Source organism: Kitasatospora sp. NPDC127121 (assembly GCF_042677305.1).
Classification (GTDB): Bacteria; Actinomycetota; Actinomycetes; order Streptomycetales; family Streptomycetaceae; genus Kitasatospora.
The window spans coordinates 1-24,589 of record NZ_JBHXTQ010000070.1; the positions used below are offsets into that span (position 1 = coordinate 1).

20 protein-coding genes are annotated in these 24,589 nt (G+C 71.6%); 9 read left to right on the forward strand and 11 right to left on the reverse strand.

Going from position 1 to position 24,589, the window contains the following annotated elements:
* Positions 1-214: 214 nt before the first annotated feature.
* Positions 215-1,477 carry a CynX/NimT family MFS transporter gene (locus ACFVHI_RS28165; protein ID WP_380343981.1) on the forward strand — a complete coding sequence of 421 codons (1,263 nt, stop codon included), beginning with the start codon at positions 215-217 and terminating at the stop codon, positions 1,475-1,477.
* A gap of 80 nt (positions 1,478-1,557) precedes the next feature.
* Here ACFVHI_RS28165 and ACFVHI_RS28170 read toward each other — a convergent pair whose 3' ends face one another.
* Positions 1,558-2,118 carry a TetR/AcrR family transcriptional regulator gene (locus ACFVHI_RS28170; RefSeq protein ID WP_063346201.1) on the reverse strand — a complete coding sequence of 187 codons (561 nt, stop codon included), beginning with the start codon at positions 2,116-2,118 and terminating at the stop codon, positions 1,558-1,560.
* 84 nt (positions 2,119-2,202) lie between these two features.
* On the opposite strand from ACFVHI_RS28170, the gene ACFVHI_RS28175 reads away from it, so the two are divergent.
* Both ACFVHI_RS28175 and ACFVHI_RS28180 read left to right on the forward strand, forming a co-directional pair.
* Positions 2,203-3,051, forward strand: coding sequence for a patatin-like phospholipase family protein (locus ACFVHI_RS28175; RefSeq protein ID WP_380343984.1), 849 nt, complete (start codon positions 2,203-2,205; stop codon positions 3,049-3,051).
* Between the two features lie 90 nt (positions 3,052-3,141).
* Positions 3,142-3,354, forward strand: a complete 213-nt coding sequence (locus ACFVHI_RS28180) for a DUF397 domain-containing protein (RefSeq protein ID WP_380343987.1) — start codon at positions 3,142-3,144, stop codon at positions 3,352-3,354.
* Positions 3,355-3,928: 574 nt separating this feature from the next.
* Here the strand turns inward: ACFVHI_RS28180 and ACFVHI_RS28185 are convergent.
* On the reverse strand, positions 3,929-4,813 hold the full coding sequence (locus ACFVHI_RS28185; RefSeq protein WP_380343990.1) for a hypothetical protein: 885 nt from the start codon (positions 4,811-4,813) through the stop codon (positions 3,929-3,931).
* 90 nt (positions 4,814-4,903) lie between these two features.
* A complete protein-coding gene (locus ACFVHI_RS28190; RefSeq protein WP_380343992.1) occupies positions 4,904-5,932 on the reverse strand; it encodes a hypothetical protein in 1,029 nt (342 codons plus the stop codon).
* Between the two features lie 306 nt (positions 5,933-6,238).
* On the opposite strand from ACFVHI_RS28190, the gene ACFVHI_RS28195 reads away from it, so the two are divergent.
* Both ACFVHI_RS28195 and ACFVHI_RS28200 read left to right on the forward strand, forming a co-directional pair.
* On the forward strand, positions 6,239-6,700 hold the full coding sequence (locus ACFVHI_RS28195) for a hypothetical protein (RefSeq protein WP_380343995.1): 462 nt from the start codon (positions 6,239-6,241) through the stop codon (positions 6,698-6,700).
* A 265-nt stretch (positions 6,701-6,965) separates the two neighbouring features.
* Entirely contained in the window at positions 6,966-7,181 is a 216-nt protein-coding gene (locus tag ACFVHI_RS28200; RefSeq protein ID WP_380343998.1) for a DUF397 domain-containing protein, read from the forward strand.
* A gap of 462 nt (positions 7,182-7,643) precedes the next feature.
* Here ACFVHI_RS28200 and ACFVHI_RS28205 read toward each other — a convergent pair whose 3' ends face one another.
* A complete protein-coding gene (locus ACFVHI_RS28205) occupies positions 7,644-7,907 on the reverse strand; it encodes a hypothetical protein (protein ID WP_380344000.1) in 264 nt (87 codons plus the stop codon).
* A gap of 134 nt (positions 7,908-8,041) precedes the next feature.
* Here ACFVHI_RS28205 and ACFVHI_RS28210 point away from each other — a divergent pair, with 134 nt between their 5' ends.
* From ACFVHI_RS28210 to sph, 3 genes are all read left to right on the forward strand, one after another.
* Positions 8,042-8,860, forward strand: coding sequence for a helix-turn-helix domain-containing protein (locus ACFVHI_RS28210; protein ID WP_380344003.1), 819 nt, complete (start codon positions 8,042-8,044; stop codon positions 8,858-8,860).
* 10 nt (positions 8,861-8,870) lie between these two features.
* A complete protein-coding gene (locus ACFVHI_RS28215; RefSeq protein ID WP_363373462.1) occupies positions 8,871-9,083 on the forward strand; it encodes a DUF397 domain-containing protein in 213 nt (70 codons plus the stop codon).
* Positions 9,084-9,271: 188 nt separating this feature from the next.
* Positions 9,272-10,267 carry a sphingomyelin phosphodiesterase gene (sph, locus tag ACFVHI_RS28220; RefSeq protein ID WP_380344006.1) on the forward strand — a complete coding sequence of 332 codons (996 nt, stop codon included), beginning with the start codon at positions 9,272-9,274 and terminating at the stop codon, positions 10,265-10,267.
* A 45-nt stretch (positions 10,268-10,312) separates the two neighbouring features.
* Here the strand turns inward: sph and ACFVHI_RS28225 are convergent, their stop codons facing one another.
* The 7 genes from ACFVHI_RS28225 to ACFVHI_RS28255 all read right to left on the reverse strand — a co-directional run bounded on the left by ACFVHI_RS28225 (position 10,313) and on the right by ACFVHI_RS28255 (position 22,185).
* Positions 10,313-12,781: a SpoIIE family protein phosphatase gene (locus ACFVHI_RS28225; protein WP_380344008.1), complete on the reverse strand. Its 2,469-nt coding sequence runs from the start codon at positions 12,779-12,781 to the stop codon at positions 10,313-10,315.
* Positions 12,782-12,927: 146 nt separating this feature from the next.
* Entirely contained in the window at positions 12,928-13,548 is a 621-nt protein-coding gene (locus tag ACFVHI_RS28230) for a TetR/AcrR family transcriptional regulator (protein ID WP_363373469.1), read from the reverse strand.
* 143 nt (positions 13,549-13,691) lie between these two features.
* Positions 13,692-15,329: an AMP-binding protein gene (locus tag ACFVHI_RS28235; protein WP_380344011.1), complete on the reverse strand. Its 1,638-nt coding sequence runs from the start codon at positions 15,327-15,329 to the stop codon at positions 13,692-13,694.
* 196 nt (positions 15,330-15,525) lie between these two features.
* Positions 15,526-16,698 (reverse strand): acyl-CoA dehydrogenase family protein, encoded by a 1,173-nt coding sequence (locus ACFVHI_RS28240; RefSeq protein WP_380344014.1) that lies wholly within the window; start codon positions 16,696-16,698, stop codon positions 15,526-15,528.
* Positions 16,699-16,711: 13 nt separating this feature from the next.
* On the reverse strand, positions 16,712-18,772 hold the full coding sequence (locus ACFVHI_RS28245; RefSeq protein WP_380344017.1) for an acetyl/propionyl/methylcrotonyl-CoA carboxylase subunit alpha: 2,061 nt from the start codon (positions 18,770-18,772) through the stop codon (positions 16,712-16,714).
* Between the two features lie 105 nt (positions 18,773-18,877).
* Positions 18,878-20,476, reverse strand: coding sequence for a carboxyl transferase domain-containing protein (locus ACFVHI_RS28250; RefSeq protein WP_363373480.1), 1,599 nt, complete (start codon positions 20,474-20,476; stop codon positions 18,878-18,880).
* Positions 20,473-22,185 carry an acyclic terpene utilization AtuA family protein gene (locus ACFVHI_RS28255; RefSeq protein WP_380344021.1) on the reverse strand — a complete coding sequence of 571 codons (1,713 nt, stop codon included), beginning with the start codon at positions 22,183-22,185 and terminating at the stop codon, positions 20,473-20,475. Before ACFVHI_RS28255 ends, ACFVHI_RS28250 begins: the two co-directional genes overlap by 4 nt.
* 272 nt (positions 22,186-22,457) lie before the next feature.
* Here ACFVHI_RS28255 and ACFVHI_RS28260 point away from each other — a divergent pair, with 272 nt between their 5' ends.
* Complete coding sequence (locus ACFVHI_RS28260; RefSeq protein ID WP_380344023.1) at positions 22,458-24,440, forward strand: S9 family peptidase; 1,983 nt, start codon at positions 22,458-22,460, stop codon at positions 24,438-24,440.
* The last annotated feature ends 149 nt before the right edge of the window (positions 24,441-24,589 follow it).

The window sequence follows — 24,589 nt, forward strand, 5'->3', positions numbered from 1 at the left end:
GCCCTCCTCATCCGCACCCACCTCCGCACCCGCCGGCGGGAACGGCCACGGCCGTTCCCGCCGGCGGCGTATCGCGTGCCGGGCGGCCGGAACCGGGGGCCACTCAGGCCCAGAAACATCTGATGTTCAAATGTCTGATGTTTGTATAGGCTGCCTCCATGAAACGCATCACCCACGACCACGAGGTCCAGGCATCACCGGCGACGGAGGAGCAATGAGTCCACAACTGTCCTCGACGCCCCGTCAGCACTCCGTCTCCGGGCCGAACTCCGTCTCCGGGTCGGCGGCCACCGACAGCACGCGGCCCGCCGTGTCGATCGGGCTCGTCCTCGCGATCTGCCTCGTGGCGGCCAACCTGCGGACCAGCCTCACCGGCGTCGGCACGCTGCTGCCCGCGATCGAGCAGGGCAGCGGCCTGACAGCGAGCTGGGGCGGACTGCTGAGCACCCTCCCCCTGCTGACGTTCGCCGCGACGTCGCCGCTGGTGGCCCGGGCCTCCCACCGGTTCGGCAGCGCGCGTCTGCTGGTGGCGGCCCTCGGCGCGCTGGCCGTCGGAACGGTGGTCCGGTCGCTGCCCTCCGTGATCTGCCTCTTCGCCGGGACGGTGATCCTCTCCGCCGCCATCGCGTTCGGCAATGTGCTGCTGCCCGCCATGATCAGGCGCAGCGTGCCCGCACACCGCATCCAGGGCATCAGCGCTCTCTACGTCACCGTCATGGGCGTCACGGCCGCCGTCTCCTCCGGGATCTCCGCCCCGCTCTCCCACTCCCTGCCGGGCTCCTGGCACACCGCTCTCGCCTGGGGCATCGCCTTCACCATCGCGGCGCTCCTCGTCTGGCTGCCCCGGATGCGGGGCGACGGGGCCCGGGCCTCCACCGGCGCGACCCGCAGTCCGGCCCCCTGGCGGTCGGGACTGGCCTGGCAGGTCAGCATGTTCATGGGCCTGCAGTCCCTGGCCTTCTACACCGCCGTCGCGTGGCTGCCCAGCATCCTGATCCACCACGGCACGAACAGCACCACGGCCGGATGGATGCTCTTCTACTACCAGCTGATCTCCCTGGCGACCAGCGGCCTGCTGCCCCTGCTCACCAGGGGCCGCCACGACCAGCGGTGGACCGCGGCCGGGGCCTCGGTCATCGTGGCCGGCGGCTTCACCGTGCTGGTGTCCGCCCCCGCACTGTCCGTCGTGGCGTGCACCCTGCTCGGGCTGGGCGGCGGCGCGTGCCTCGTCCTCGCGCTGACCTTCCAGAGCGAACGCGCCGGCAGCTCCGGCGAAGCCGCCGCGCTGGCCGGCATGGCGCAGTCCATCGGCTACCTCGTGGCGGCGGCCGGCCCGCTCCTCCTCGGCATCCTGCACGACGCCACGGGCAGTTGGACACTTCCGCTCACGGTTCTGGCCGTCCTCGGCATCGCCATGGCGGCTGCCGGATACGGCGCGGGGCAGGACCGCCACGTGCGCCTTCCGCGGCCTCGCTGACGTCACCATCACCGCACGCGGCCCCGTCCGTCACGCCTCTCGCGCGTCACGCCTCTCGCGCGTTCACCGCTGTCGCGCGTTCACCGCCCCAGGAGTTCGGCGAAGCGGTCCAGCGCGAGATCGGTGCGCCGGCGGTCGCCGGTGGTCGTGAGATCGAACAGCAGCCCCCGGACAACGGCCATCACCAACGTGGGCGTGACGGTGTCGTCAGGGCCGGTGGAGACGTCCCGGAAGGTGGCACCGAGAGTGTCGAACCAGTCCGTGATCGCCTCGGCCTGGTCGGGGTAGTTCTCGGGGTGGACCAGGCCGTCGGCGTGCACCTCGAAGAACAGCCGGACGAACGGCGCACGTTCGTCCGCGCTCATCCACCCCCAGATGCCACGCAGCCGCTCCTGCACGGAGCCCTTCATCGGCGCGGGGTGCCCGGCCAGACGCACCGCGCCTCGGCGGCGGGCCTCGGCGAGGACCGCCGCGACCAACTCCTGCTTGCTGCCGAAGTCGTAGAGCAGCATCCGTGGGCTGGTGTCGAGGGCTGCGGCCAGTGGTCGCAGGCTCAGTCCGGCCAGGCCGTGCGCCAGCACGTAGTCGGTCGCCCGAGCCAGCGTGCGCTCGCGACGGGCGGGGTCAGGTGGTCGCCCCACGGTGGATCTCCCTTCGGTGCATCGGAGTTGAGACGGCATTAGCGAGTATATGGTACGACTGTTTCAATAACGAGGGGAGACCACATGCACACCTTCGACCGAGCACTCGTCCTGGGCCCCGGAAGTCACGTCGGCACGGCCTGGACAACCGGACTGGCCTACGGGTTGCGCCGCAACGGCGTGGACCTGGGCGAGGCCGACCTGATCGTCGGCACGTCAGCCGGCTCGATCGTCGGAGCGCTGCTCGCCACCGGGCAGGACCCGGGGCGGCTTGCCTCCTCGGCTCGCCAGGCCGCCCACCGGGTCAAGCCCGACCCTGAGCGGATGGGCGCGGTGTTCGCCGTACTCGGCGACCGCAGCCTGGAACCCGGCGAGGCGAGGCGCCGCGTCGGCCGCCTCGCGCTCGACGGCGCCAACCCCCAAGCCGAGGAAGCGCTGATCGCGGGGCGCGCCGCCCTGATCGGTGCGGACGCGTGGCCGGAGCGACGACTGCTGATCACCGCCGTCTGCGCCACCACCGGTGAGCCCGTGGTGTGGGACCGCGACAGCGGCGTACCGCTGGTGCACGCCGTGGCGGCGAGCAGCGCCTTCCCCGGAGCCGCGCCGCCCGTCGCCATCGACGGCCGGCGGTACATGGACGGCGCCCTGCGTGCGGGCCCCAACGCCGATCTCGCCGCCGGAGCCCGCACGTTGGTCGTGATCGAGCCGATGGCCCACCTGTTCCCCCGGGAACCACTCAACCAGCAGCTGGCGACAGTGGGGGCGGACGCCGTGGTGACCATCGGCCCCGACCCGGCCTCAGTACGCGCCTTCGGCTCGGACGCGGGCGACCTGACGGCCTGGGAACCGGCCTACCAGGCGGGTGTTCGCCAGGCCGGCGACGTCGACGCGCAACTCCGCACCATGTGGAGGGCAGGAGTCGACGCGGGCTGACCGCTGATCACCAACGCCTGTCCGTCTTACCGCCGGGGTAGCCCTACTACACCTGACAGTTCACCATCGGGCCCGAAAGGAACTCCAGCCATGAGTGACCGCGCAGACCTGTCCGGCGCTTCCTGGATCAAGTCCTCGCATTCCAACAATGGTGGTGACTGCGTGGAGGTCGCCACCGACGTCCCCAACCTCGCTCCCGTCCGCGACTCCAAGGACCCCGAGGGCCCGGCCCTCGTCTTCCCCGCCGACGCCTGGTCGTCGTTCATAGCCGTGATCCGAACCGGCGAGCTCGGCGAGGCCTGACGCACACCTTGTCCGAGCCCCACTGCCCACGACGGGCAGTGGGGCTCACGCATCGCTGCCGCTGACACCGCTCCCGACAGAGCCCCGCCCCGGAGAAACCGGACAGGGCCGTCCGGTCTCGGTCAGCCGATGGTGACCGACCACCGGCCCCGGGACAGGTGGATCACGCCGTCCGGGGTGCCGACGGCACGGGCCGCGTCCGCCCCGCGCTGACCCCCCTGTTCAACCGGCTGGTAGCGATGGACAAGCCTGGAAGCGGCCTGTCATGTCTCTTGCGCGAGATCGGTATCCCAGTCGCCGCCGCCCGCGGCGCCGCCATTCGACAGCAACTCCTTGAGCCGCCTGCCCCCGTCGTCGCGACCGCTCTGGGCTACCACGACAAGACCACCAGCCGCCACCTCAGGGAGACCGGCGGAACAGGAGCCGATACGCCGCAGAGGATCACACACGGGCATCAGAAGGCTGGGAACCTCGGAGAACTATCGGCAATTGATTACGAGATCCCGCTGGCGAATTGCAGCACTATCCCATGGGCCAGATTATCGCTGTGACGTCAAAGACCCGAAGCACCTCGTCAGTCCAGCAGAGAGAAGTCAAGGTTGACGAGGATATCGTTCAGGTCGATCCCTTCATCTTCGGTAAACTCGCGCAGTTGCCCCCACATCTCGGCAACATTGCTGACGGCGCCGCTCAGTAGAAGAACTCGGGGAAGACTGTCTCCATATTCATCGACATACAGCTCTGCGGCTTCGACTCCTGCGAGTTCCTCGCAGATGCTGATGAGAGTCGTGGGGTCGGTCATCAGACGCCGCTCGATAAGCTGACAGTTGGGCTCATTTTCCTTGACAACCAGTGCGAGAACCTGGCGAGCTTGGCGGGTCAGCGTGCCCATTCGGCCCGCAAGCTGGCTGACCAGGTCAAGCGTCTGAGCTTCCTCCTCCGGCTCCAGACCCTCGCCCTCCCAATCGAAGTAGCGCCGCATTGTCGTGGCAGGGGTAACCCTGTTACTCGCCACGGCGTCCTTGAACTCCGCCTCCAGCTGTTCCATGCCGTATCGGTACGGAGCCTCATGGCGTTCCTTGACGGCCCGCAGGTACTCAACGGTGAACTCGTCACGGGAGTTCTTATCATCGATATTCCTGGCATGGACCTTGCAGAGCAATATCAGATTACTGAAATGCCGCAGGTCGTCGACGTCCTTGCCGCCCCACGCCTCGTGCCGTGCGCTGGTCAGCTCCGCGCCAATGATGTGAGCAATCTCCCCCACCCACCCGTCTTCTGCGGTGACCAGCCTTGTCGTGCAGTTCGGATCGCCCCATGCGCACTCATTCCCAGAAAAGACGAACAGTTGTCGCGCGACATCCGGCAGTGGCTCCCGCCGGTTCTTCTTCGTACCGTCAGCTCTCCGCGCCATAGTGCCCACCCCTGCCGATCCCATCCTGGCCGGGCGCCAGGACATCGACATATCATAGCTACAGAGAGTGACACGTACCCTGTTATGGCGGGACACTGGCGACAGTTGAATACGCGAGCTCACCAGTAGACCGGATCAGATGTCGATCGGGGTCAGGCCGGGGTAGATGTCGTGCCAGAGGTAGCGACGGCAGTGGAAGTGCCAGTAGGCGAAGGCGGTCATGTAACGGTCGAGGTGCGGGCGTTGCTCGTCAGTGGCGAGGTCCAGGACGCGGCGGTAGGCAGCCAGGCCACTGTCGAGGCTCCGGCGGTATTCGGCGAGGTAGGGGATGTTCTCGCTCACCGAGCGGCGGTAGATCCGGCTGGCGAGGAAGTCCTCGCCGTGCACCGCCTCCTTGTAGAAGGACAGGACGTCGTTGATGTCGTTGAGAAACGCGACGCAGGAGCTCAGCGCCGCCGACCAGAATGCCCGATTGTGGTGGGCGCTCAAGCAGGGGTCGGTGAACTGAAGTGAGGTGAACCAGAACTGGGAGAAGCCGTTGAAGACACGGACGAAGTCACTGTCGACCCCGTCGGACGCCTCCGGCGTGAACTCCGCCTCCATGAGGACGCCGGTGATCGCGTTGTAGAAGAAGGTCTTGAAGACGGCGAGGAACGTCGGATCGCAGAACTGTGTGAGCTCTTTGAACATGTGCCGGATGTACCGGGCGTTCGGCGAGGATGCGCGTTGCTCGGGCAGCATTCCGGCCCGCAGGATGGCTTCGGCCTCTGCGGGGTCGTGGCAGCACACGTCATCGGTGTTGGTGACGAACACCCAGATGCGATCGAGGGCGAGGGCGAGCGCGTCGTCGGCGATGGGCACCATGAGGGCGCGCATCAACGTGATGTTGGTGGTGGTGGCGGTGGGGATGGTGACGCCGAACGCCGCGAACTCGGTGGTGAGCACATCGGCGTCGGCGCGGGCCTGCGCGAGGTTGACGGGCGGATCGAAGGTTTGGGTGAAGGCGATCATCTCGTCAACCAGGCCGGAGGCCAGGACACTGGCGATCATGGTGCGGTGCCGAGGATCGGGGACGGCGTCGAGGCCGCTCCGCGTGGTGTAGTGGAGGGTGTCCACGCCAGGCGGTCGGGGGTGCCTGATCGTGCGGCGGTCTGTCGAGTCCACACTGCGTCCTTCCGTACGTCGTTTCCGGTCAGAGGCGCTTACCTTTACGGCTGCGCTGGATACTCACACAGTTGATCCCCTCACTGACTGCCAATGAGGCGTCGTGAACTCGACTGGGTGTACGCCGCGCAAACGGGTTGACGGCAGCGGGAGTGCCGAAATCGCCGGAAGCCGAAGGCAGACACACTCGGCAGCACCGCCCCAGCCCGAGGGCGACACCTACACGGGGTCCATCACGCCCCGTTCCTGCTCACCCACGCCCTCCTGGCCGAAGGAGTGCTCACGCGCGAAGCGCGGATCATCAACATGTCCTCGTTCGTGGAAAAGCGCGGCAGGCTCGATGCCACCGATCCAGATGTCGCGGGAACGTCGTGGAGAAAGCGCTTCTACCACCAGATCAACGTCTACGCGACGAGCAAACTCGTCAGCCTCCTGGCCGCGCGAGAACTCGCACATCGCCTACCTGACGGCATGAGCGTCTACAACGCCAATCCAGGGATGGCCAAGGGCACCGCGATGAACAGCAACACCGGTGGTCTGATGCGGCTGACCGCCCCGCTGTTCCGTCCGTTCGCCATCACCCCGGACGAAGGTGTGCAGACCCCGGTCTGGCTTGCCAGCGCCTCGCCCGCACCGTGCCCCAGCGGCGGCTTCTTCAGCAAGTCCCAGCCGGACACCCCTTCACGCCTGGCCCTGAACGACGCTCTCACCCGGACCGTCTACACCAAAACCGCAGCCCTCCTCGGAATGGAGTCCCTCACGAGGTAGGGCCGGCCCGGAACCGGTTGTCACGCCAGGGTTGCGGCTGCCTCCTCCTCTGGGGTCCGCGGGCCGGGCACCGTACAGCCCTCCCGGCAGCCGTTGACCGCGACGGTCCGGCTCGGCTCGCAACTTCCGGTGGCGGGTTCGGACTTCCTGGAACGGGCATGCAGGAAGGTCGAGGCATGGAGCCGTGATTACGATCGGCTTCAGGTGGAGTCGCTTCCCAAGGTGGCTCACTTGCCGTGATCCGCGCTGCTCGGAAGGAGCACGAATGACCGGCCCCACCCTTAACCTGGCCAGCGCCGAGTGGCGCAAGTCCGGCTACAGCAACAACGGGGGCAACTGCATCGAGGTGGCTCCCGGCTTCCCGGGTCTACTGCCCGTCCGTGACTCCAAGGACCCCGAGGGCCCTGCCCTCGTCTTCCCCACCGACGCCTGGTCGTCGTTCGTCGCCGCCGTCCAGGCCGGCGAGTTCGGCGAGGTCTGACGCGCACAGCTCTCGCGAGCCCCACTACCCATGGCGGGCAGTGGGGCTCGCGCGTCAGAAGGAACTGCGGCGGGGCAGCTCCGATCGAGGGGCGGCCGCTCCCCGCCGGAGCGGCGATTTCGGCGGGGAGCGGTGCGGCTCGGCGAGGGTCTGGCGCCAACGTGCCCTCGGAGCCGGCCGGCAGGGGAGGTAGGCCTGCCGGCGCCCGTCCGTGACTGTCCTTCACGGACGGGCGTTGAACCCCGCCACCGCGCGGGATGAGCACTCGCGGCGCGGTGGCGGGAGCGTGTTGTCAGTCCGGCACGAACGTGCCGCATCTGCACGGGCGTTGAACCGGCGGCTCAGTGGTCGGCTCGTCACCCGCCTCGACCGCGTTTCGTTGCGTCGTCCCCGCCACAGCGGTGAAGCCGCCGGCCGCCAACGAGCTGAGGTGCAGCCCGGCGAGCAGCATCTCCCCCGAGGTCACGCCGGCTCCGGAAACATCGGCCGGCGCTGGGAGTTGCTCCCCGTGCCCGGCGCGATCTCCCTGGGGTCGCACCGTCGCAGCTGATCGGGCCTGGTCGTCCACTCGCACCCCCCGCCGAGCGGCCTCAGGAAGGCCGCCCCGCAGAGGATCTCCATGAAGACCCCCTCCTTCGGCTGGCCGTCGTCGTCTCGGTGCTTCAGGTCCCGCACCACCTCGTTGCGGACGAAGTCGGGCAGCGCGGATTTCGGGTTTTCGGGCATGGGAGTCTCCGTAGCGCTTCGCTCTCGGCGTGTCACTTGGTGTAGCCATGGTGGCGCGGCATCCCCTACGATCGGAAGGGTTCTCCACTTGACGAAATCCCTTGTGGGACACGGAAGGCACCGGAGGTCTGATCATGCGCGAGACCGAGCTGGACCCGTCTGCATCGCCGCTCAAGGCCTTCGGCGCACAACTCCGCAGGTTGCGCAAGGCGGCGGGGCTCACACAGACCGACCTCGGGGCGATGACGAACTTGAGTGACAGTCAGATCTCCAACCTCGAACGAGGGACACGCAGTCCCACACTCGACTGGGTCGTACAAGCCGACCGGGCCCTTTATGCCGGTGGAACACTAGAACTGACGTACTGGAGTCTCAGCGGCTCATCGTTGCTGGAAGGGTTTCCCGAGTACGCCCAGCAAGAAGCGAAGGCCCTGAGCATCAACCACTTCGAACTGGGCATCGTGCCAGGTCTGGCGCAGACAATGGAGTACGCCGCAGCCTTCGCCTCGGCCGCCGTGCGGCGTGGCAGCGTCACCGAGGAGCAGGCTGCGGATCGGCTCGACTTCCTTGCCACGCGCCAGAAGCTACTTGACCGGCAGCCTGCGCCCCGACTCCACTTCGTCCTGGACGAGGGCGCCCTTCTACGACCGGTGGGCGGGCGCAAGGTCATGGCTCGGCAGCTTGCGCACCTTGAAGACCTCGCCACTCGTCCGAACATCACGATCCAAGTGGCGCCGTTCTCGCTTGCAGAAGAGCTGCCGTTCACCATGGTTGTGACGTTGCTGACCCTGGCGGATCGCAAACTCCTGGCATACTCGGAGTGCCAGCTGCGCGGCTTCCTCTCGCGGGACGCCGAGACTGCTCAAACTTGGGAGCGGGACTGCCACCAGCTCCATGTGGAAGCGCTCTCGAAGGCTGCGTCACTGGAGCTGATCCGAAAGTGCAAGGCGTGAGAGGAACATCATGATCGCCCCTGTAGACCTATCCGGCGCCACATGGTTCAAGTCCAGCTACAGCAACAACGGTGGCACTTGCGTTGAGGTAGCTCCTGGCTTCCCTGGCCTGACGCCCGTCCGTGACTCCAAGGACCCCGAGGGTCCTGCTCTCGTCTTCCCCGCCGACGCCTGGTCGTCGTTCGTCGCCGCTGTCCAGGCCGGCGAGTTCGGCGAGGTCTGACGCGCACGACTCTCGCGAGCCCCACTACCCACGACGGGTGGTGGGGCTCGCGCGTTCTGGGCGGTGACAGTGTTTCAACTGCGTTCACCGAATGCTCGTGCGCGGTCTTGTGCACCGTGCGGGCGGCAACGTTGGATGTACAACATCCGCTGACCGTCGCGTTCACGTCATACCCTCACGGAGCCCCAATGCCGCTGTCGTCCCTCCGCAAGGCCGCCGCCGCCTGCGCTGCCGCCGCCGTGCTCGGCGCGCTCGCCACGGCCCCCGCCACGGCTGCCACCGGCGCCACGACCGAGAGCGCCCCGGTCACCGCGCCCGCGCTGGACGTCCTCACGTACAACACGTTCCTGATGAGCACGACCCTCTACCCCAACTGGGGCCAGCAGTACCGGGCGCAGGCGATCGCCTCGGCGGACTTCTTCCAGGGCCACGACGTGGTCGTCCTGGAGGAGGCCTTCGACAACGCGGCCTCCGACGCCCTGACCGCCAAGGCCTCGGCCGCCTACCCGTACCACACCCCGGTCGTCGGCCGCTCCACCAGCGGCTGGGACGCGACCTCCGGCAGCTACAGCTCCGCCACCCCCGAGGACGGCGGCGTGACGCTGCTCAGCAAGTGGCCGATCCTGCGCAAGGAGCAGTACGTCTACAAGGACGCCTGCGGCTCGGACTACTTCTCGAACAAGGGCTTCGTCTACGCCGTGCTGAACGTGAACGGCCAGCGCACCCACGTGGTCGGCACCCACCTGCAGTCCACCGACTCGGGCTGCTCCAGCGGCCAGCCGGCCGCCATCCGGGCCAAGCAGCTCACGGCCATGCGCGGCTTCCTGGACGCCAAGCAGATCCCGGCGAACGAGCCGATCCTGCTCGCCGGCGACCTCAACATCGACTCGCACGGCTCCGAGTACCAGGCCCTGCTGGACAACGCCAACCTGGCGCCGGCCTCCGCCCGCACCGGCTGGCCGTACTCCTTCGACACCGCCGACAACTCCATCGCCGCCTACCGCTACCCGGGCGAGCCCAAGGAGGACCTGGACTACGTGCTCTACCGGGCCGACCACGCCCGCCCGCAGCAGTACACCAACCAGGTCCTGCGCACGCACAGCGCGCCGTGGACGGTGAGCAGTTGGGGCAAGAGCTACACCTACACCGACCTCTCCGACCACTACCCGCTCGCCGCGCACTGACCGGGGAAGCACACTGACCGGGGACCAACCCGCACCGACGGGGAACTAGGCAGCCCCGAAGGGCAGTTCCAGCTCCGCCCAGACCACCTTGCCGTCCCTGGTCAGCCGGCTGCCCCAGCGCTGGGCCAGCTCGCTGACCAGGAACATGCCGCGCCCGCCCTCGTCCTGCTCGGCGAAGGGGCGCAGCTGCGGGGTCGCCCCGCCGGCGTCGGAGACCTCCAGGGTGAGCACCCGGTCGCGGAACAGCCGCAGCCGCCGCGGGGCGTCGGCGTGCAGCAAGGCGTTGGTGACCAGTTCGCTGACCAGCAGCTCGGCGTAGTCGGAGAGGGCGGTCAGGCCCCAGGCGTCCAGGGTGGCGCGGGTGAAGCGGCGGGCCTTGCCGGGCAGCCGGCCGCCGCCGGTGAGCGGGAGGGTGGCGATCCGGTCGGCGGGCAGCGGCAGGACCCGCGCCATGATCATCGCGATGTCGTCCTCGGTGCCGTCGGTGACGAGTGCGCCGAGGACGGCGTCGCAGTTCTCCTCCAGGGTGCGGCCGGGCCCGGCGAGGGTGTCGGCCAGCAGGTCGATGCCGTCGTCGAGGTCCTGGCCGCGCCGCTCGACCAGGCCGTCGGTGTAGAGGGTGACCATGCCGCCCTCGGGCAGGGTGAACTCGATCGACTCGAAGGCCACCCCGCCGACGCCCAGCGGCACGCCGGGTGGCACCTCGACCCGGCGGGCGGTGCCGTCGGGGGCGACCGAGATCGGCGGCAGGTGGCCGGCCGAGGCGATCTGGACGGTGCGCTCCAGCGGGTCGTAGACGGCGCAGATGCAGGTGGCGAACTGGCCCTCGCCGATGCCCGAGGCGGTCTCGTCCAGGCGTGTGAGGACCTGCTCGGGCGGCATGTCGAGGGTGGCGAGCGTCCGGGCGACGGTGCGCAGCTGGCCCATGGTGGCGGCGGCCCGGATGCCGTGGCCCATCACGTCGCCGACCACCAGGGCGACCCGGCCGCAGGACAGCGGCACGACGTCGAACCAGTCGCCGCCGACCTCGCTGACCACGCTGCTGGGCAGGTAGCGGTAGGCGATCTCCAGGCCCAGGGTGCGGTGGATCTCCTGCGGCAGCAGGCTGCGCTGGAGGGTGAGCGCCGTCTCCCGCTCGCGCCGGTAGAGCCGGGCGTTGTCGATGGCCAGCGCGGTGCGGGCGACCAGTTCCTCGGCGAGCGCCACGTCGGCGTCGCTGAACGGCTCGGAGTTGCGCATCCGGATGAACTCGGAGCCGCCGAGCACCATGCCCCGGGCGGTGAGCGGCACCATCAGGTACGAGTGGATGCCCGCCGCGATGCCGGGCTCGACCCGGTCCTCGCTGGAGACCAGGCCGCGCAGCACCTCGGCGTCCACGTGGGCGCGCAGCAGGGGGCGACCGCTGCGCAGGCACTGGGTGTAGCTGCGGTCGGGGGCGTATTCGGAGGTCTCGCCGACGGTGTCCACGGCGTGCGCGAGGCCCGACTCGTACGACTCGCCGACCGCGACGGCACGCAGGGTGACCGTCCGGTCGGAGGGGATGGGGGTGGGTTCGGCGCCGCGCAGCACCGGTTCCAGCAGGTCGACGGTGGCGAAGTCGGCGAACCGGGGGACGACGGCCTCGATCAGCTCCTCGGCGGTGCGCTGGAGGTCGAGGGTGGTGCCGATCCGGGCCGTTGCCTCGGCGATGGTGGCGAGCCGTTCCTGGGCGCGGGCGGCGCGGGCCTCGGCCTGGAATCGCTCGGTGACGTCGATGATCGAGGAACAGACGCCGAAGACCCGGCCGGTGGAGTCCTCCAGCCGGAAGTAGGAGGCGGACCAGGCGCGGTCGCGCTTCGGGTCCCCGGGCACCCGGCCGTGGGAGCGGGCGTCCACCACGGGCTTGCCGCTCCTGAGCACCTGCCGCATGGTCTGCTCGATCTCGACGCTGTTGATGCCGGGCAGCACCGCGGGTATCCGGCGGCCGAGGTGGGCGGCGACGGGGACGCCGTTCATCCGGGCGAGCGCCTCGTTGAGCCGGACGTAGCGCAGCTCGGTGTCGTAGACGGCCATGCCGATCGGTGAGCGGTCGAAGACGCCGTCCAGGACGGCGAGGTCGGCCTCGACCGCCTGGAGGGCGCGGATGTCGGAGGCGGTGGCGAGCAGCAGCAGGGTGCCGGCCGGGCCGGCGATCGGGTAGGTGCGGAACTCCAGGTCGACCTTGTGGCCGTCGCGGTGGCGGACCGGGAAGACGCCGGACCAGCCGGCGGAGCCGCCCATGATGTGGGCGAACAGGGACAGCACCTCGGGGCGGTCGGTGCCGTCGGTGAGCAGCTGGGCGGCGTAGCTGCCGACGGCCTCCTCGGCGGAGTAGCCGAGCAGCGCCTCGGCGTCCTCGCTCCAGTGCAGGATCAGGCCGTCGCCCTGGAGCAGGGCCGTCGCGAGCGGGACGAGTCGGTGGCCTTCGGGGCGTACGGGGGTGGCGCCCGGTGCGGGGCCGGCGGCGGAGGTCACGTCCCACTCGTTTCCGTGCATGATCAGGCAGCACCCCGGTTCGGCTCGTGCCCGGCCGGGGGCCTCACGGTCCGTGCCGGCCGGGATTCTTCTCCAGACTGCACGGACATCGGCCGCCCGGCGACCCCTTGGTCAGGGGTCGTCCGGCCGTTCCGGTAGTACGGGAGTCATGGGCGTACCGGCCGCAGCGTACTCTCCAGAACGCCGGTCCACTGCCGGATCACCCCGGATCGTCGGACGCTGTCGTCGGTGAGCAGGTTGGCCAGGCCCAGCCCGCGGGCGAGGTCGAGGGTGGCCTGCACGGACTCGCGCACGCCGGGGCGGGTCTCGTCGGCGTCCAGGAACTCGACGGCGGCCCGGTGGGCCTCCCGGCCGACGTGCCCCTCCAGGGCGATGATCCGCTCGCGCAGCGGCTCCTCGGTGGCGGCGGCCGTCCACAGGTGCAGGGCGGCGCGGAACAGCGGGCCGGTGTAGAGGCGCACGATCATGTCGACGACGGCCCGGGTGCGGTCGGGGCCGGCGGCCGGCAGCTCGCCCGTGTGGGCGCGGACGGCGGCCAGCCGCTCGGCGGTGACGTGCTCGACGGCCGCGGTGAACAGGTCCTCGCGGGTCGGGAAGTGGTGCTGGGCGGCGCCCCGGGACACTCCGGCGCGCTCGGCGACCACGGTGACGGTGGAGCCGTGCCAGCCGAGCTCGGCCAGGCAGTCCACGGCCGCCGCGAGCAGCCGGGCCCGGGTGGCGCGGCTGCGGTCCTGCTGGGGGGCGCGGGCGGCGGGGTGGCTGGTCATGGCTGGCGGCGGTTCCTGTTCCGGTGGGGGCTCGGCGGGCCGGTCGCGCCCGACGGGCCCGTCGCTCCCGGCGGGCCCGCCGTGCTCGGCGGGTCGATCCTCACAGACGGGCGCCGGTCTTCGGCCGCCGGGGGCCCGGCCGCTCAGCGGGAGGCCTCGGGGGCGGCTCCGACGGGCGCGGCGGCGGCGGACGCGCGGCGCGAGGCCTCGCGGGCCCGTAGCTCGCGCCGGAGGATCTTGCCGGCCGCGGACTTGGGGACGGCCTCGACGAACTCCACCGCGCGGACCTTCTTGTACGGGGCCACCAGCCCGGCCACGAAGCCGGTGACCTCCTCCGCGCTCAGGCCGCTGCCCGGCGCACGGACCACGAAGGCCTTGGGGCACTCGGTGCCGTCGGCGTCCGGAACGCCGATCACGGCGGCGTCGACGATCTGCGGGTGACCGAGCAGCACGGCCTCCAGCTCGGCCGGGGCCACCTGGTAGCCCTTGTACTTGATCAGCTCCTTCACCCGGTCGACGATGTACAGGTACCCCCGGTCGTCGACGAAGCCGACGTCGCCGGTGTGCAGCCAGCCCTCGGCGTCGACCACCGCGGCGGTGTCGGAGGGGCGGCCGAAGTACCCCTTCATCACCTGCGGGCCCCGGATCAGCAGCTCGCCCGGCTCGCCGGGCCCGAGGTCCTCGCCGGCGCCGTCCAGGGCGGCGACCCGCAGCTCGGTGGACGGGATCAGCCGCCCCACCGAGCCGGGCGAGGGGTCGCGCTCCAGCGGGGAGACCACGTGGGTGACCGGGGACAGCTCGGTCATGCCGTAGCCCTGGAGCAGGTGCGGCAGGCCCAGGCGGCGGGCGCAGGCGGCGGCGAGCTCCGGGTCCAGCGGGGCGGCCGCGCACAGCAGGTACTCGACGGAGGAGAGGTCGAAGCGGTCCACGACCGGGTGCCTGGCCAGGGCGAGCGCGATCGGCGGGGCCACCACCAGCGCCTGCACCCGCTGCTCCTCGATGGTGCGGCAGAACTGCTCCAGGTCGAAGCGGGGCAGCACCACCACGGTGGCGCCGCAGCGCAGCGGCTGGTTGAGCAGCGCGGTCAGGCCGTAGATGTGGAAGAAGGGCAGCACGGCGAGCACCCGTTCGCCCACGGCGGGCCGGTAGAGGGCGTCGCACTGGGCGAGGTTGGTGGCGATCGAGCGGTGGGTGAGCATCACCCCCTTGGGCAGTCCGGTGGTGCCGCTGGAGTAGGGCAGCACCGCGACGTCCCGGCCGGGGTCGATGGCGATCCCGGGGGCGGGGCCGGTGGTGGCCAGCAGGTCGGCGAGCGAGCGGTGGCCCTCGGCGCCGTCCAGGACGAGGATCTCGGCCAGTGGGCCGCCCTGCTCGGCGAGCAGGGCGGCGGCCTTGCGGGCGGTCGGCAGGAGTGGGGAGACGGTCACCAGCCAGCGGGCGCCGCTGTCGCCGAGCTGCCCGGCCAGGTCGGCGGGCGTGGCCATCGAGGACACCGTGGTCACGGTGGCGCCGGCCCGGGTGGCGCCGTAGAAGGCCGTCGGGTAGCCGAGCGTGTTGGGGCTGAACAGGGCCACCACGTCGCCCTGGCGCACCCCGGCCGCGGCCAGTCCGGCGGCCACCCGCTCGACGCCGGCGGCGAGCCGCGCGTAGCTGACGCGCTCCCCGGTGACGCCGTCGATCAGGGCCGGCCCGTCGCCGTACGCCGCCGCGCCGCCGAGTACCGCGTCATGGATCGGCAGGTCCACCGTCGGCACGTCCGGGAATTCGCTGCGGAACACCAAAGTAAGCCTCCAGGAAGGTAGTTGACGCATCGACTGGCGCGGCGAAAGGTCGACCGAGGGTACGAACAGGAGCATACGGACCATGACGTCCGCCACTGCAAAGTTCGCCGAGATGTCCCTCTGGTGACCCACCGGGGGCACGCCCGGCGGGTGCGTCCGGTGGGTGCGGTGCGTCCGGTGCGTCCGGCGCTGCGGACTAATAGGACTTCGGGAGGCCGAGGGTGTGCTGGGCCACGTAGTTGAGCACCATCTCGCGGCTGACCGGGGCGACCCGGCCGACCCGGGTGGCGGCCAGCAGCGCGCCCAGCCCGTACTCCTGGGTGAGGCCGTTGCCGCCCAGCGTCTGCACCGCCTGGTCGACGGTACGGGCGGCGGCCTCGCCGGCCGCGTACTTGGCCATGTTGGCGGCCTCCCCGGCCGCCACGTCCTCCCCCGCGTCATAGAGCAGCCCGGCCTTCTGGGTCATCAGCCGGGCCAGCTCGATCTCCACCGCGCACTGGGCCAGCGGGTGGGCCAGGCCCTGGTGGGCGCCGATCGGGGTGGACCAGACGGTGCGGGTCTTCGCGTACTCGACGGCCTTGCCGAGGGCCTGGCGGGCCAGGCCGAGGGAGAACGCGGCGGTCAGCACGCGCTCGGGGTTGAGGCCGGCGAACAGCTGCAGCAGGCCGGCGTCCTCGTCGCCGACCAGGGCGTCGGCGGGCAGCCGGACGTCGTCCAGGAAGACCTGGAACTGCTTCTCGGGGGCGACGAGTTCCATCGGTATCGCCCGGTACTCGAAGCCGGCGGCGTCGCGAGGGACGATGAACAGGCAGGGCTTGAGCCTGCCGGTGCGGGCGTCTTCGGTGCGGGCGACGAACAGCACGGCGTCGCAGTGGTCGATGCCGGAGACGAACACCTTGCGGCCGGTCAGCAGCCAGTCCCCGCCGTCCCGGCGGGCGACGGTGGAGATCCGGTGCGCGTTGGAACCGGCGTCCGGCTCGGTGATGCCGAAGGCCATCTTGCGGCTGCCGTCGGCGAGTCCGGGCAGCCAGCGCCGCTTCTGCTCCTCGGTGCCGAAGCGGGCGATCACGGTGCCGCAGATCGCCGGGGAGACGATGAGCAGCAGCAGGGGACAGCCGGCCGTGCCCAACTCCTCCAGCACGATGGCCAGATCGGTGACGCCGCCGCCCCCGCCGCCGTACTCGGCGGGCAGGTTCACGCCGAGGTAGCCGGCCTTGCCGGCGTCCGCCCACAGCTCGTCGGCGGGCTCGCCGGCCCGTGCCTTGGCCATGTAGTAGGCGGAGCCGTAGCGGCGGCCGAGGTCGCCGACGGCCTGGCGCAGGGCCCGGCGTTCGGGGGTCTCGATGAGCTGACTGCCGATGGTGGACATGCGGGGTCCTTCCTCAGGCTTCTGCGGCGGGCTGGACGGCGGCTGTTGCAGCGGGCTCGGCGGCAGGCCCGGCCTCGGGTTCTGCGGCAGGTTCTGCGACGGGCCCGGCGGCGGGATCTGTGGCGGGCCCGGCCTCGGGCGGTGCGGCGGGCTGCACGACGGCGAGCAGGGTGCCGAGCTCGACCTGACGACCGGGGACGGCACGGAGTTCGACCAGGACGCCGTCGGCCGGGGCGGTGACGCGATGTTCCATCTTCATCGCCTCCAGGACGAGCAGCGACTGACCTGCGGTGACGGTGTCGCCGACGGCGGCGGTGGTGCGCACGACGGTGCCGGGCATCGGGGCGAGCAGCGCGCCCGGGTCCGTCCGGGCGGCGGGGTCGGGGAAGCGCGGCAGGGCGGTGAGCGCGATGCCCCCGTTCGGGGTGTCGACGTACACCCGGTCGCCGTAGCGCGCGACGCGGTGGCCGCGCCGGACGGCGCCCTCGCGCAGGGTGACCTGCTCGGGCGAGGCGTCCAGGAGCTCCGCCTGCGGGTGGTCGTCGGCCCGCAGGCCGTCCCGGGTGAGGCGGTAGCGGACCTCCAACTCGGCGCCGTCGTCGGCGCGGTAGCGCTTGGACTGCGGCTGCGAGGGCAGGTTGCGCCAGCCCGACGGCAGTGCACCGTGCGGGCCGGTGCGCCGGGCGGCGGCGTCGGCGAGGGCGGCGGCCAGGGCGGCGCGCGCGGTCTCCTTGCCGTCCGGGGCGGTGAGCTCGGCCGCGTGCTCGGCCAGGAAGCCGGTGTGCAGGCGTTCGGCCAGGAAGGCCGGGTGCCGCAGCGCCCGGACCAGCAACTCCCGGTTGGTGGCGGGCCCGTGGACCCTGGCGCGGGCGAGCGCGTCGGCCAGCCGGCGGGCGGCGGCGGCGCGGGTCGGCGCCCAGGCGATCACCTTGGCGAGCATCGCGTCGTAGTGCGGGGTGATCTCGTCGCCGGCCGCCACGCCGGAGTCCAGCCGGACGCCCTGCCCGCCGAACTCCTGGTACGGCACGGTGAGTTCGAGGCGGTGCAGGGTGCCGGTCGCGGGCTGCCAGTCCTTCGCCGGGTCCTCCGCGTACAGCCGGGCCTCGATCGCGCAGCCGGTGGCGGGCGGCGGGACCGGCCCGGGCAGCTGCTCCCCCTCGGCGACGGCAAGTTGGAGCGCCACCAGGTCCAGTCCGGTGACCGCCTCGGTGACCGGGTGCTCGACCTGGAGGCGGGTGTTCATCTCCAGGAAGTGGAATCGGCCGTCCTCACCGAGCATGAACTCGGCCGTACCGGCGCCGGTGTAGCCGATCGCCCGGGCGGCGCTGACGGCCGCCGCGTGCAGCCCGGCGCGCACCGCCTCGGGCAGGCCGGGGGCCGGGGCCTCCTCGATCACCTTCTGGTGCCGCCGCTGCAGCGAGCAGTCGCGGTCGCCGACCGCCCAGACCGTGCCGTGCGCGTCGGCCAGCAGCTGGACCTCGACGTGCCGCCCGGCGGGCAGGTAGCGCTCGCAGAACACCTCGTCCGAGCCGAAGGCCTTCGCCGCCTCGGCGCGGGCGGCGGCCAGTTCGCCGGGGAGCTCCGCGAGTGTGCGCACCACCCGCATGCCGCGCCCGCCGCCGCCCGCCGCCGCCTTGACCAGGAGCGGCAGGTCGGCCTCGGTGGGGTCGGTCAGGGCGTCCAGCACGGGCACCCCGGCCGCGGCCATCAGCCGCTTGGCCGCCGTCTTGGAGCCCATCGCGGCGATCGCGGCCGGCGGCGGGCCGACCCAGACCAGCCCGGCATCCAGCACGGCCTGCGCGAACTCGGCGCTCTCCGACAGGAATCCGTACCCGGGGTGGACGGCGTCCGCGCCCGCCGCCAGCGCGGCGCGGACGATCAGGTCGGCGCGCAGGTAGGTGTCGGCGGGCGCGGCGCCGGGCAGCCGCACGGCCGCGTCGGCCTCACGGACGTGCGCGGCGCCGGCGTCCGGGTCGGAGTGGACGGCGGTGGTCGCGACGCCCAGGGCCCGGCAGGTGCGGAAGACCCGGCGGGCGATCTCGCCACGGTTGGCGACCAGCAGGTTGGTGATCATGTCTCGGGTGCCCCTCACAACTCGGCCTCACAGCTCCGTCGAACAGCTCGGTCTCGCAGCTCCGTCTCACAACTCGGTCTCGCAGCTCGATCTCGCGGCTCGGCCTCACATCCGGAAGACGCCGTAGCCGCGCGCGCCCTCGACCGGCGCGTTGTGGATCGCGGACAGGCACAGGCCGAGCACCGTACGGGTGTCGCGCGGGTCGATCACGCCGTCGTCGTACAGCCGACCGGACAGGAAGACCGGCAGCGACTCGGCCTCGATCTGCTGCTCGACCATGGCGCGGATCGCCGCGTCCGCGTCCTCGTCGTACGGCTGCCCCTTCGCGGCGGCCGACTGCCGGGCGACGATCGACAGCACGCCGGCGAGCTGCTGCGGGCCCATCACCGCGGACTTGGCGCTCGGCCAGGCGAACAGGAAGCGCGGCTCGAACGCCCGCCCGCACATGCCGTAGTGGCCGGCGCCGTAGGACGCGCCGATCAGCACCGACAGGTGCGGCACCCGGGAGTTGGCGACGGCGTTGATCATCATCGCGCCGTGCTTGATGATGCCGCCCTGCTCGTACGCCCGGCCGACCATGTAGCCGGTGGTGTTGTGCAGGAACAGCAACGGGATGTCCCGCTGGTTCGCCAACTGGATGAACTGGGCGGCCTTCTGGGACTCCGCGCTGAACAGCACGCCCTGCGCGTTGGCCAGCACGCCGACCGGGTAGCCGTGCAGCCGGGCCCAGCCGGTGGCCAGGCTGGTGCCGTAGAGCGGCTTGAACTCGTCGAAGTCGGAGCCGTCGACGATCCGGGCGATCACCTCGCGCGGATCGAAGGGCACCTTGAGGTCGCCCGGGACGATGCCCAGCAGCTCCTCCTCGTCGTACTTCGGCGGCTCGGCCAGCCGGTCCGGCGACGGGCCCGGCTTGCGGTGGTCCAGCCGGGCGACGATCCGGCGGGCCAGCCGCAGCGCGTCCGCCTCGTCCGCCGCGAAGTGGTCGGCCAGACCGGAGGTGCGGGCGTGCATCTCGGCGCCGCCGAGCGACTCGTCGTCGGCCTCCTCGCCGGTGGCCATCCTGACCAGCGGCGGGCCGCCGAGGAACACCTTGGCGCGCTCCCTGACCAGCACGGTGTGGTCCGACATGCCGGGCACGTAGGCGCCGCCGGCCGTCGAATTGCCGAACACCACGGCCACGGTGGGGATTCCGGCCGCGGAGAGCCGGGTGAGGTCGCGGAACAGCGCGCCGCCGGGGATGAAGATCTCCTTCTGGCTGGGCAGGTCGGCGCCACCGGACTCGACCAGGTTCACCACCGGGAGGCGGTTGTCGAACGCGATCTCGTTGGCGCGCAAGGCCTTGCGCAGCGTCCACGGGTTGCTGGCGCCGCCGCGCACGGTCGGGTCGTTGGCGGTGATCAGGCACTCCACGCCCTCGATCACGCCGATGCCGGTGACCAGCGCCGCACCCACCGGGTAGTCGCTGCCCCAGGCGGCCAGCGGCGACAGCTCCAGGAACGGCGAGTCCGGGTCGACCAGCAGCTCGATCCGCTCGCGCGGCAGCAGCTTGCCGCGGGCGCGGTGGCGGTCCACGTACTTGGGGCCGCCACCGGCCAGCGCCTTGGCGTGCTCGGCGTCCAGCCCGGCCAGCTTGGCGAGCATCGCGGCCCGGTACTCGGCGTACTCGGGCCCGGCCGGGTCGACGCGGGTGGGCAGCACGGTCACAGCAGGGCCTCCGGGATGTCGAGGTGGCGGGAGCGCAGCCACTCCCCGAGCGCCTTGGCCTGCGGGTCGAAGCGGTGCTGGGCGGCGACGCCCTCGCCGAGCAGGCCGGTGAGGGTGAAGTTGACCGCGCGCAGGTTCGGGAGCAGGTGCCGGGTGACGGGCAAGTCGGCGGTCTCGGGCAGGAGTTCGCGCAGCTTGTCGACGGTGAGGGTGTGGGCGAGCCAGCGCCAGCCCGCCTCGGAGCGGGCCCAGACGCCGAGGTTGGCGTCGCCGCCCTTGTCGCCGCTGCGGGCGCCGGCCACCAGGCCGAGCGGGGCGCGGCGGGTCGGGCCGGCGGAGGGTGCGTCTGGGAGCTTCGGCGCTTCGGACGCATTGGCGGGCCGGCTCGTCACCGGGGCCGGCGGGACGGCGATCCGGCGGCCGTCCGGCAGTACGGCGGTGTGCTCGACGGCCTTGGCGTCGACGTACGCGGCGGCGAACACCCCGTACGGCGCGCCGGGGCCGGGCGGCGCGGTGAGGTGGAAGCCCGGGTAGCCTGCCAACCCCAACTCCACGGCGGCCTTGCCCAGTTCGCGCCCGACCTTGGCCTGGTCCGGGTCGCGGGCGGTGAGCCGGAGCAGGGCGGAGGCGGCCTCCTCGGTGCCGGCGTCCGGGTGGTCGGTCCGGGCGAGCGTCCAACGCAGTTCGGCGGGCCGGGCGGCGGGCGGCAGGGCGTCCAGGAACTGCCGCCGCACCAGGTCGGCCTTGGCCTCGATGTCGAGGCCGGTGAGGACGAACACCACCTCGTTGCGGTGGCCGCCGAGCCGGTTCAGGCCCACCTTCAGCGTGGGCGGCGGCGCCTCGCCGCGCACCCCGTCGATCCGGACCCGGTCCGGCCCCTCCTCGGCGAGCCGCACGGTGTCCAGCCGGGCGGTGACGTCCGGGCCCAGGTAGCGCGCTCCGCCCGTCTCGTACAGGAGTTGGGCGGTGACGGTGCCCGCGGTGACGGCGCCGCCGGTGCCCGGGTGCTTGGTGATCACGCTGGAGCCGTCGGCGTGCAGTTCGGCGATCGGGAAGCCCGGGCGGGTGACGTCGTGCTCGCGGAAGAACGCGTAGTTCCCGCCCGTCGCCTGGGCGCCGCACTCCAGCACGTGCCCGGCGACCACCGCCCCGGCGAGGGCGTCGAGGTCCGCCGCCGTCCAGCCGAAGTGGGCGATCGCGGGCCCGGCGACCAGCGCCGCATCCGTGACCCGCCCGGTGACCACCACCTCGGCGCCCGCGGCCAGACAGGCCGCCACCCCGAAGCCGCCGAGGTAGGCGTTCGCGGCCAACAGCCCTTCGGGAAAGCCGAGTTCGCTCCTGCGCGGCAGCAGGTCGTCCCCCTCGACGTGGGCGACGGCCACCGCAAGACCCTGGCGCTGCGCCAGGTTCCGCAGTTCGGCGGCGAGCAGGGCCGGGTTCAGCCCGCCCGCGTTCACCACGATCCTCACCCCGCGCTCCTGCGCCAGGCCGAGGCACTCCTCCATCTGCCGCAGGAACGTCCGGGCGTAGCCGAGGGACGGGTCCTTCAGGCGGTCCCGGGCCAGGATGAGCATGGTCAGCTCCGCCAGGTAGTCCCCGGTGAGCACGTCCAGCGGCCCGCCGGTGAGCATCTCCCGCACCGCCGCGAAGCGGTCCCCGTAGAACCCCGAGGCGTTGCCGACCCGCAGTACCGAGCGTTCGCGCGCCAAAGCGCCTCCCCTGCCGACGGGTTGGCGACGCTCCCACACGAGCGCCGCCGGGCAGCAGCGTGGCACCGGGCGCAGAAAAAAGCAATCACGCCTGCTTGTTTCAGGATGGCTCCACCGTTCGCGTCGAACCACGCACCCCTGAGCCTCACTGATTCGGCGACAGTTGCCCTGCCTTGCCTCGTCTGACCTGATTCTCCAAAACCCGACTGACACCGGCCCGTCGGTGCGACAGGATGTCCGTCCGTCGTACTGGCGAGTGAAAGGCAGTCCGCATGCCGCAGCCTGCACCGCGACCGACTCCCGAATCGACCGACCTGCTCACCGCGGAACTGGTGGTGGACATGGCCTCCCCCGTGGCCCCGGCCATCTCGTCCGACGGCCGCCTGGTCGCCTACGGCGTGGTCGCGAACAGTGGCAGGGACGGACGGCCGCACAGCTCGGTCTGGGTCGCCGCCGCCGATGGCAGCGCGGCCCCGCGCAGGCTGACCGACGGCACGGCCCGCGCCGCCGCCCCGAAGTGGGCGCCGGACTCGGCTTTCCTGTTCTTCACCTCCGACCGCGAGGAGCGGGGCACCGCTCAACTCCAGCGGATCCTTCTGGACGGCAGCGAGGACAGCGCCGAGGCGGAGCCCCTGACCAGGTGGCGCGGGGGCATCGGCGACCACTACCCGCTCGCCGACGGCCGCACCGTCGCGCTGCTCGCCGAGGACGAGCCCACCGCGGAGGATGAACGCCGGGAGGCCGAGGGTGACGACGCGAAGGTCTGGGGCCGGCACCTCCCCGCCACCCGGCTGCGCCTGCTCGACCTGGCGACCGGCGCGGTCCGCACCGTGGACGGCCTCGGAGACCGCCATGTCGTGGAAGTGACCCAGCGTCCGGACGGCGGCCCGCTGGCCGTGCTGAGCTGGGCCACCCCCGAACTCGACCCCGGCGCCACGACGGCAGGACTGCACCTGGTCGCCCCGGAGACGGGAGCCGTCCAGGACCTGGGCCCGGTCGGATTCGAGGCCCGGTCCCCGGTCTGGTGGAATCACGACGGTGAATGGCATCTGGCCCACCTGGCGGTGACCCCCGGGCACTTGGTCGGCGCGCTCGCCGTGATCGACACCGTCCCGCCGGCGACCGGCCCGGCCGTCGAACAGCGCAATCTCACGGTCGGCATGCCCGCCTGCCCCACCGAGCTAGTGCAGGTCGCCGACGGGCCGCCGCTGGCGCTGTTCGCCGACGGGCTGGATACCGCGCTGTACCGGCTCGATCCGCAGTCGCCGCGGTTCCACCGACTGTCCTGCGCGCCCGGGACGTTCGGCACGCCCTGCACGCTCGCCGGGCTCACTGCGAGTCGATCCGGAGAGACCCTCGCCGTGCTGCTGAGCACCGCGCGCGAGCCCAGGAACGTCCACGCGGGACCCACGGGCGGGCCACTGCTCCGGCTCAGCGACACCAGTCCCGAACTGCGCGGGATCCGTTGGGGTGTCCAGGAACGGCTCAGCTACCAGGCGTCCGACGGACTCCAGTTGGACGGCCTGCTGATCCTGCCGCCCGGCCGGACTCGGGGCCAGGGCCCGTTCCCGCTCGTCACCATGGTCCACGGCGGCCCCTACTTCCGCCATGCCGACGAGTTCACGCTCACCGCGGTCGACTGCGGGCAGTGGCTGGCGACCGCCGGATACGCGGTCTTCCTGCCCAATCCCCGGGGCGGGTCGGGCCACGGCCATGAATTCGCCGCCGTGGTGGCGGGCGCGGTGGGCGGCGACGAGTGGACCGACATCCTCACCGGGATCGACCTCCTGGTCGCCGAGGGAGTCGCCGATCCCGAACGCCTGGGCATCTCCGGCTGGAGCCACGGCGGTTTCATGGCGGCCTGGGCCATCGGCCAGACCGAGCGCTTCAAGGCCGCCATGATGGGCGCCGGCATCACCGACTGGGGCATGCAGGCCGGGACCGGCGAGTGGGGAGTCATGGACGCGGCGCTCGGCGGCAGCACCGGCTGGAACGGGCCGGGACCGCACCTCCACGACCGGAACAGCCCGATCTCCCACGTGTCCCGGATCCGCACCCCGGTCCTGATCCTGCACGGCGAGCAGGACACCAACGTGCCCCTCGGCCAGGCGATCCACTTCCATCGCGCACTGCGCCACTTCGGCGTCGAGCACGAGTTCGTCGTCTACCCCCGAGAGGGCCACGGGCTTCACGAGCGCGCCCATCAACTCGACGCCCTCCGGCGCATCCGCGCCTGGTACGACCGCTGGCTGTAGGCCCGTCAGCACGGGGACGAACGCCAGCGGTCGACACCTGCGGTCGGCGACGAGACGGACTTCGCTCGTCTGGCTGCCTGAAGTGGTTGTGCACGGTCGACCAGGCACCGAACTCGCGCGGCATCTCCCGCCACTGCCCCCACGCCCCT